Origin of the sequence: Aquicoccus sp., from assembly GCF_041686535.1 — a bacterium.
Classification (GTDB): domain Bacteria; phylum Pseudomonadota; class Alphaproteobacteria; order Rhodobacterales; family Rhodobacteraceae; genus Aquicoccus.
In genome coordinates this window covers 1-7931 of record NZ_JAWLDS010000119.1, presented here as the reverse complement: position 1 = coordinate 7931, position 7931 = coordinate 1, and the positions used below count along the sequence as shown (strand labels likewise).

Genomic DNA, 7931 nt, shown 5'->3' with positions numbered 1-7931 from the left:
TCAACGATAGGTTCTGGTAAACGCTCATTCACTGAAACAGCTTTCCAAGCCCTTTGCCGGTGATGCGTCCTGCGATCCTGCGACCGACGCGGCGGGATACAGAGCCTTTGCGCTTGGACGTGACCGCTTGAGCATCGCCAAGATACCGCGAGAGCATGTAGAAGAATCGGCGGAACTTGTTGAGCGTCATGGCGTCGTGCCTTCTCTGCTGATGGTGCAGTTTGGCACAATCGAGTCGTTGACGAAAGACAGGAACCTTTCACGGCGTTTCAACGCCATGCGTCGCAGTAAGTTTCTGAGGGCAGGTTCAAGGGGTGCGGCGGGCGCTTGTCTGTATGAAAAATGTTTATTTACAACAGCTTATAGAGCGTAATGGCAGCCCGTAGGGCCGCCATAGTCGGTTCCGCCACTTTCCGGCAGAGGCCCCAAAAGTCCATAAATAAAAGGGGCATAACACCTTCCCTTGTGTAGCGCATTCCGGCATAGTCCGGTGCAATCCATGTCATGTAGGGGGATAAAATGGGGGAGGCGGGGCAACGGGGCAGGCTGACGGCGCGGCGTGTCGATACCATCACCGAACCGGGCAAATACCATGACGGCGGCGGCACAGGGCTTTTCCTTCGGGTGTGGCCTAGCGGCTCGCGCCAATGGGTGCAGCGTGTCACCATTCGCGGCAAGCGGCAGGAAATTGGGCTGGGCAGCCCGCCCGCGGTGTCGCTGGCAGCCGCGCGAAAGCTTGCGCTAGAAAATAAGGGCGCGGCGATGCTCGGGGCTGACCCGCTGGCAGAAAGGCGGGCCGCGAAGGTTCGGCCCCTGACCTTCGCCGAATGTGTCACCGCCTATGCCGAGGCGAAGCTAGGCGAATTCAAAAGCGAAAAGCACCGCAAGCAATGGCTTTCGTCGCTCGAACGGCTGGCGCTTCCCGCCTTGGGCGAAAAGCTGGTGCGCGACATAGGCACGCGGGACGTGCTGGCGATGCTCGACCCGCATTGGCGCGAACGCACCGTTACGGCGAAGAAACTACGCGGGCGCGTGGAGGCGGTTTTGACATGGGCGACCGTGGCAGGGCACCGCGAAGGCGACAACCCGGCGGCGTGGCGCGGCAACCTCAAGGAACTGCTGCCGGCCCCCGGCAAGGTGGCGCAGGTCGTGCATCATCCCGCCGTCGCGCTGGGCGACGTGTCGCGCTGGTGGGCCGACCTTGCCCAGCGCGAAGGCATGGCGGCGCGGGCGCTTCAATTCCTGACGCTGACCGCCGCGCGTTCGGGAGCGGTGCGCTTTGCGACTTGGGATGAATTCGACCTTCGCACGGGCATGTGGACAATCCAACCGGGCCGGAAGGCCGCGAAAATTCCCGCCGGGGGCAAACCGCATCGCGTGCCGCTTCCGCCCGAGGCCGTGGCGCTGCTGGAAACCCTGCCGCGCCTGGATGGCGCGCCATATGTGTTCTTCGCGCCGCGCGGTGGCGTGCTTTCGGACATGAGCGTTAGCGCCGTCATGCGGCGGATGCAGGACGCTCAGGTTAAGGCGGGCGGCAAGGGATATCTCGACTCGACCACAAAGCGCCCCGCAGTGCCGCACGGGCTGCGCTCGACCTTCCGCCAATGGGCGGCTGAAAAGGGCTTCCCGCGCGACATGGCTGAAATCGCGCTCGCGCACGTTGTCGGCTCGGAGGTGGAACGCGCCTATCAACGCTCGGACATGCTAGAACGGCGGCGCGACATGATGGTGGCATGGGCTTCCTTCCTTTGCGGCGAAGCGGTGCAAGGCGGCAATGTGGTCGCGCTGGGGGCGTCAGGATGAGCGATAAACCCACACCGGCATTGTTGCAGAACTCAGGCCTGAGGCGTGAGTGCCCCTTTCCACACTGACATCATGCAACGCGGACGATCTCGGCGGTGCCGAGGGCCGAGAAGCGGTTCATGAGGGCGATGCGGATGTGGATTTCGGCGGTCTGGCGGTCGGGGTCTCTCGCGGCGATGCGCTCGCCGAAGGCTTTCAGGCAGCGCATCTTCGCCTCGATCCGGCTTCGTGCGTGGTACCAGGTCCAGCGTTTCCAGAACGCCCGACTGTTTTGGCGTGTGGCGCGCAATGTCTCGTTTCTGGCGCGTGCTGCAGGGCAGTGTCCCTTCCACAGACGTCCATTCCTGCGGATCGGGATGATCGGGGTGGCGCCACGCGCGATGATAGCCTTGTGGCAGCGGCGCGTGTCGTGGGCGCCGTCGGCGGTGACGGTGCCGATCTGCTCGTCTTCCGGGATCTGCCCAAGGAGGTCCGGTAGCACGGGACTGTCGCCATCTCGGCTGGGCGTGAATTCCACGGCGCGGATGTCGGATGTGGCCGGGTCCATGGCCAGATGAACCTTGCGCCATTGGCGGCGGCCTTGCACCCCGTCCTTCCGGGCCTGCCATTCGCCATCGCCGAGGAACTTGATGCCGGTGCTGTCCACCAGCAGGTTCAGCGGCCCGTCAGCGCGGCGATAGGGAACCTGAACGGCCAGGGTCTTTTGCCGCCGACACAGGGTAGAGAAGTCCGGCACGGGCCAGTCCAGCCCCGCCAGCCGCAGCAGGCTCGCCACCATCCCGGCGGTCTGGCGCAACGGCAGCTTGAACAGCACCTTGATAGAAAGACAAAACTGGATTGCCAAATCGGAAAAGACCGCTGGCCGTCCGGGCCGCCTGTCACGCGGCGCGCGCCATGTCATGTCCTTGTCGACCCGGATCAGCAGCGACCCCCGCTTGCGCAGCGACGCGTTGTAACTGGACCAATTCGTCGTGCGAAAGCGGGCGGGAGATGGCTTGCTCATCCAGCCCGTGTAACCGCATGGATTCGCGAAGTGAATCCCCCGTCGTCAGACTTATGCAACAACGCCAGCCGCCAGTCATCTTGTGCAAATCACCTTGAAATAACAGGTAAGCTCGGCTCGACAGCGGATTGCTGTAACATGCTAGCTGGTGCAGTCGGGCGAAAGAATCCTACTCTACAATCATATCTCGCTAAATATGTCTCTATGCTGCCTTGAACTTGAGCAAAAAACTGCAATCTTTTAATCTCGCAGATGGCGCAATCATACCAGTCACCAGACTTATAAAATCGCCCACACTTTCTCTCCAAGAAGTCAAAGATGAATGGTTGAAACTCTAGGTTATCATTCTTCGCGGTTAACAGTCGCGCCTCAGAAGCAGGTGTAGATTTTATCAAATTTATGATGGAGGCAGGCACCTCAAGCTCCGACAAAAACTTCTCCAATGCCTGTCGGGCTTCCGGCATGGCCTTCTCCCATTCACCGAAACGATCGCTTTCAAGATAACTTCGGTGAACAGACACACCGCCGATGCGGTGCGCACCCGATAACCAGACATACGCACAAGCTGATGCACAAGATTGGTTGTGACTTCCATCAAACGAGGCATAGGTTGCAAGCCGGTGCTTGCGGACCAATCGACCGATTTTTAGTCCTTCATAAAAATTGCCTCCAATGGACTTCAGTCGCATAAGCGTAATATATCTACCCTCACTATTTATTTTTTCGATTATGCTCGAAAGCTTATTCGCATCTCCCTTAAAGATTTCACCGTCCATTACGATCTGAACGGCCGGTTCGAACAGTGGTCCCGAGACCAACCCGGCATCATCACTTGTTATCTTGAAATCTGCGGCGGGACACGCGCGAGGCACCATCAGCGCTGTCAAGACTAAAAAGATATAGCCGATAATTATGCGTGCCTCACGGAAAGGCGCGATATTACGAATGACCGAAGACACTCCAACTCCAAAGCGATGCAACCTAACGCCCCGACGATCGCCGGTAAGCATGGGGCACGTATCGATGGCCGATGCAGCCTCAATTGTCAACTGCGGAGTAAAAACCGGCCACGTGGCGGCGTAAAATCATGCCAGGGGCGGTATACCAAGCGCCATGACGCGCGTGCTCGCCAGATAGCAGGCGCGCGTCATGGCGCTTTCCTTCCCCGGCTGGTGGTCCCCGAGGGCAGCACGGCTGGGAAGAAGCTCCGGCTGGCGACGTATCAGAAGGACTTCGTTCGGGGCGCGTTCGCGAAGGGTATACATCCAGCCATGCTGGAGACACCTCGAACTTCGCCATCCGCTCCCGACGATTTGCGGGCGCTGCTGTCCAAGCCGCAGGTTCAGCCGATGGCATAGCGCATGGTCGCGTTCAAGGCTATTCAAGAGCCCCACATCATTGCTGCTGCGCTGCTATGCGATGGCGGATCGCAGGCCGGACTACTCGAATGAGGTCTCCCTTGAAATCCCGAGGCGCCTCTCCAGAACGACGCGGCGCTGCTCGAGTTCTTCGTCCGTCATCGCCCTTACAGCCCTGGAGGCCATGTCGTCGGAGTGCCCTTCGGGATAATCCCGTCTGCCTGTGGCTTTGAGAAGATGCTCCAGCGTATTCCGAGGTTCGGTGCCCCACGTCGCCGGAAAACGCTTCGCCATAACCTTGAGCACAGCGGTCTGACGGAGCCCGGGGTTGCAAATGTTCTCGCGCAGAAGGCGCGCCCAGTAGGCATGGAGCAGATGCCAGGCTGCCTCCAGCGCGTCCGCGAAATCCGGGTATTTCTTCGCCCAAGCGTAGAGCGTCCGCATCGTGATGCCCAGTTCGCAGCACCACTCCTCCGGGAACATGCCGGCTTCGGCGTATGAAAGGATGAGAGACGTCATGCTTGCGTCGTACTGCTGGCGGTTCGATGCACGCGGCACCTCGGCGGGAACGATGTTGTTTCTGTACGTCATGTGTGAAGTTAGGCCACAAGCGGAGCGGTTTGTGCGGCAAGATCGCGATGGCGACCTGAGGACGGCAAGGGGGCCGTAGTCGGGAACCCGCCCTATGTGAAGCTTCAGGAATTCCGCAAGGTCCATGCCGACATGGCTTTGTTCTTGAAGCGTGCGCCAGAAAATGGTGCGGGGTATCAAAGCACGCAAACCAAGAATTTCGACCTCTACCTTCCCTTCATCGAAAAGGGCATCCAGCTTCTGAATGACGATGGCCGCTTGGGCTACATCGCCCCGTCTGTCTGGCAAATGAACGAATACGGCGCGGGGCTGCGCGGGGTGATCGAAGCTGGCCGTCACCTATGGGGCTGGATCGACTTCGGCTCGCATCAGATTTTCGATGACGTGACGGTCTACACCGCGCTTATGTTCTTCTCGAAGCATCCGAACGACGAAGTTGCCGTGGTGCAGGCCCCGAACGGGGTCGTGGCCGAAAGCCCGTGGGAGGCCGAGGACATCCGCTTACCCTATAACCGGTTGACCTTCGGGGAGCGCTGGCTGCTGGTGACGGGGGGTGAGCGCGATCTGATCGACAAGCTGACGGGCAACGGGGTGCGATTGGATGATCCTGCCGTCTCGCGCAACATCTTCGTCGGCATCCAGACCAGCGCAGATCATATCTACCACCTGAAACGGTTGGGGCCGAACCGCTACGAGGAAAAGCCGCCGAAAGGGGCCAAGCGCGGGCGTGTTGTCGAGATCGAAGACGAGATTATGAAGCCTCTGGTGTCCGGCGCGGAGGCCAGCCGCTATCTGACCCCGCAGACCGATACCTATCTGCTGTTCCCTTACAGCCTGAGCGGCAATCGTCCGAGCCTAATCCCGGCCAGCACATTGCGGACCCAGTATCCGAATGCCTGGGCCTATCTCTCGGGACATGAAGATGAGCTGCGCGCCCGCGAGAGTAACAAGATGGACCTTGATGACGGGTGGTGGGCTTACAACTACCCAAAGAACCTCGACAAGCAGGAAGCACCCAAGCTGATGGTCACGCAGACCGTCAATCGGATGCAAGTCACGGCTGATGGTGAAGGAGCCTTCTACATCAACAATGTCCGGGTGAACGGCATCATGCCCGCTCGGGGTGTGTCCCTGTGGGGGACCTTGGCTGCGCTGAATGCCAAGCCCTGCGACTTCTACTTCCGCAAGACAGCAAAGCCCAAGGACAACGGGTATTTCGAGGCGAACAAGCAGTTCATCAAGTATCTGCCGATCCCGGTCGCGGAGGGCGACGACAGCGCGGCGCTGGCACGAGACGCTGAGCGTCTGCAAGAATTGCATGACCAACTGCGAGAAGCTCTGGACGACATAGCTCGCCGCATGGGGTCGGTCCGCATCCGGCCGCGCCCGGACGACTGGCTGTTCCCCGATCTGCCCGATCTTGATGAGTTGAAAGACGCCGCCCCCAAGCGCCTGATCGGCACCGACCGCCGCAAATGGGCCAAGGACCGCCTCACCCGCGAGGTCGAGGCCCGCCAAGCCGCGCTGGAAGAACACCTCAAACCCGGCGTGCCCCTGTCGGCAGAGATAAAACGCGGCGAACTGCGCTTCCTGATCGACGGCATCCCCGCCGTCACAGGGATCTTTCCGCCCCCCGAACAGGCCCCGTTCATCCTCGCCCAATGGAAGGTGCTGGCCAGCCGAACCGAGGTCAGCGCTCGCATGACCGGCAAGAAGCTGGCAACCGAATTGAAGAAGGTGGCCCTAAGCGCGGACGATCACATCATGGCCGATGTGATCCGCCTGCAAGAAGAGATCGCCACCGCCGAGACCGAGATCGCCACGCTGGAGACCCGGATCAACCAGACGATCTACCGCCTGCACGATCTGACCCCCGACGAAATTGCGATGATCGAGGCGGCGGTGCAGTAAGGGGGGCGATGCCGCGCAGATCAAGCAAGGACGAAGAAATCGGCCTGATCAAGGCGATGCTGCGTCGTGGGATGCGCAATCGTGACATCCAAGTTTATTTCAACAGGCAAGATCGCCCGGTCAACTCGGGCCGGTGGGATCACAGGGATACGATCTGGCGATTATGGACCCGTGACCAACCTCTACAACGCACGCCACGCATGGCTCGACCACACGCACAGCGCCTTGGATGAAGCGGTGGCCGAGGCCTATGGATGGGGCGACGACTGGCGCGTCGGAGTGCTGACCGACGACGAAATCCTCGCCCGCCTGTTCCGCCTCAACCAGGCTCGTGCCTGAACCGGGGGGTGGTCGAATGTTGCCAGCTTTACGCCGCGGGACTGGCATGGGACCATTTCTTTCGAGGTTGTCGAAATCAAATGAAAATCAATCCCGCATCCCGGCACAGCACCGGGGGACTCCGATAGACCCTATTTTAGAAACGGATAGACCGCGCGCGACCGGACACGCCCTACGCATGGCACGGCTCGAACAGGGACTGGGCCAGAGGGTGCTGGCGCGCCTTGCAGGCGTCACGCACAAGGCCGTGGGATACTGGGAAGCCAAGCCGGACCTCGACCTGCACGGCTATGCCATCAAACGCATCATGGCGGCTCTGGGCTTGGCGGGTGGCGAATTTTCCGACTACTACACGCGCGCGCGTGGTAGGGTCTTACACCCGGACGGGATGTTTCACTTGCTGACCGCCTTCGCCCCCGGCATGTCGCGACGGCTTTGCAAGAGGATTGCCTATCGCCGCGTGACCTGCGGGGCCATGACCCGGAAGGGCACGCCCTGCCGCGCGAAATCCGAACCGGGGCGGACGCGTTGCAAGTTTCACGGCGGGCGCTCGACCGGGCCAAGGACCGAAGAAGGCCGCGCCAGAATCGCGGCGGCGCAACGGCGGCGCTGGGAGAGATGGCGGAATGCACGAACTCCCGACGCCTCAGCCACTGACGACCATAGGCGGGTTGAGGAAGCACAAATGGAGTCACGCAAGGGCATGTGTCGTTAGCGTGTTCCGGTGAAATCCGGGTCGGTCCGTGCCGGGATGGGGGATTTTCTGGGGGATAGCCTTTTGAAGGAGGCCAATTTTCGACGCCAAATCAATGCTTTATGAAAGTGAGTTGGCAGCCCGTAGGGGAGTCGAACCCCTCTTTCCAGGTTGAAAACCTGGCGTCCTAACCGATAGACGAACGGGCCGGCTACACATGGGGTGACTAGGC

General features: G+C 60.6%; 8 protein-coding genes, 1 tRNA gene and 1 pseudogene. 5 read left to right on the top strand and 5 right to left on the bottom strand.

Going from position 1 to position 7931, the window contains the following annotated elements; translation table 11 throughout:
* Positions 1-28: 28 nt before the first annotated feature.
* Positions 29-190, bottom strand: coding sequence for a hypothetical protein (locus ACESL9_RS16075; protein WP_372675183.1), 162 nt, complete (start codon positions 188-190; stop codon positions 29-31).
* Positions 191-519: 329 nt separating this feature from the next.
* On the opposite strand from ACESL9_RS16075, the gene ACESL9_RS16070 reads away from it, so the two are divergent.
* Entirely contained in the window at positions 520-1803 is a 1284-nt protein-coding gene (locus ACESL9_RS16070; RefSeq protein ID WP_372615244.1) for a tyrosine-type recombinase/integrase, read from the top strand.
* A 70-nt stretch (positions 1804-1873) separates the two neighbouring features.
* On the opposite strand, the gene ACESL9_RS16065 is transcribed toward ACESL9_RS16070, so the two are convergent.
* The 3 genes from ACESL9_RS16065 to ACESL9_RS16055 form a co-directional block, all read right to left on the bottom strand.
* Positions 1874-2806 carry an IS5 family transposase gene (locus ACESL9_RS16065; protein ID WP_372615243.1) on the bottom strand — a complete coding sequence of 311 codons (933 nt, stop codon included), beginning with the start codon at positions 2804-2806 and terminating at the stop codon, positions 1874-1876.
* A gap of 89 nt (positions 2807-2895) precedes the next feature.
* Positions 2896-3765, bottom strand: a complete 870-nt coding sequence (locus ACESL9_RS16060; protein WP_372675182.1) for a hypothetical protein — start codon at positions 3763-3765, stop codon at positions 2896-2898.
* A 480-nt stretch (positions 3766-4245) separates the two neighbouring features.
* Complete coding sequence (locus ACESL9_RS16055) at positions 4246-4755, bottom strand: hypothetical protein (RefSeq protein WP_372615241.1); 510 nt, start codon at positions 4753-4755, stop codon at positions 4246-4248.
* 84 nt (positions 4756-4839) lie between these two features.
* Here ACESL9_RS16055 and ACESL9_RS16050 point away from each other — a divergent pair.
* The 4 genes and pseudogenes from ACESL9_RS16050 to ACESL9_RS16035 form a co-directional block, all read left to right on the top strand.
* A pseudogene (locus ACESL9_RS16050) lies at positions 4840-5121 on the top strand (Eco57I restriction-modification methylase domain-containing protein); the annotation flags it as partial.
* Positions 5122-5160: 39 nt separating this feature from the next.
* On the top strand, positions 5161-6666 hold the full coding sequence (locus tag ACESL9_RS16045; RefSeq protein WP_372615245.1) for a TaqI-like C-terminal specificity domain-containing protein: 1506 nt from the start codon (positions 5161-5163) through the stop codon (positions 6664-6666).
* An 81-nt stretch (positions 6667-6747) separates the two neighbouring features.
* Positions 6748-7005: a hypothetical protein gene (locus ACESL9_RS16040; RefSeq protein WP_372615240.1), complete on the top strand. Its 258-nt coding sequence runs from the start codon at positions 6748-6750 to the stop codon at positions 7003-7005.
* A 178-nt stretch (positions 7006-7183) separates the two neighbouring features.
* Entirely contained in the window at positions 7184-7720 is a 537-nt protein-coding gene (locus tag ACESL9_RS16035; protein WP_372675181.1) for an HGGxSTG domain-containing protein, read from the top strand.
* Between the two features lie 113 nt (positions 7721-7833).
* Here the strand turns inward: ACESL9_RS16035 and ACESL9_RS16030 are convergent.
* Positions 7834-7908 (bottom strand) — tRNA-Glu (locus tag ACESL9_RS16030).
* Positions 7909-7931 lie beyond the last annotated feature (23 nt).

What these genes read in the sequence shown, in the direction of transcription:
- ACESL9_RS16075 (WP_372675183.1), bottom strand. Translation starts at nt 190, where the DNA reads ATGACGCTCAACAAGTTCCGCCGATTCTTCTACATGCTCTCGCGGTAT.
- ACESL9_RS16070 (WP_372615244.1), top strand. Translation starts at nt 520, where the DNA reads ATGGGGGAGGCGGGGCAACGGGGCAGGCTGACGGCGCGGCGTGTCGAT.
- ACESL9_RS16065 (WP_372615243.1), bottom strand. Translation starts at nt 2,806, where the DNA reads ATGAGCAAGCCATCTCCCGCCCGCTTTCGCACGACGAATTGGTCCAGT.
- ACESL9_RS16055 (WP_372615241.1), bottom strand. Translation starts at nt 4,755, where the DNA reads ATGACGTACAGAAACAACATCGTTCCCGCCGAGGTGCCGCGTGCATCG.
- ACESL9_RS16045 (WP_372615245.1), top strand. Translation starts at nt 5,161, where the DNA reads ATGTTCTTCTCGAAGCATCCGAACGACGAAGTTGCCGTGGTGCAGGCC.
- ACESL9_RS16035 (WP_372675181.1), top strand. Translation starts at nt 7,184, where the DNA reads ATGGCACGGCTCGAACAGGGACTGGGCCAGAGGGTGCTGGCGCGCCTT.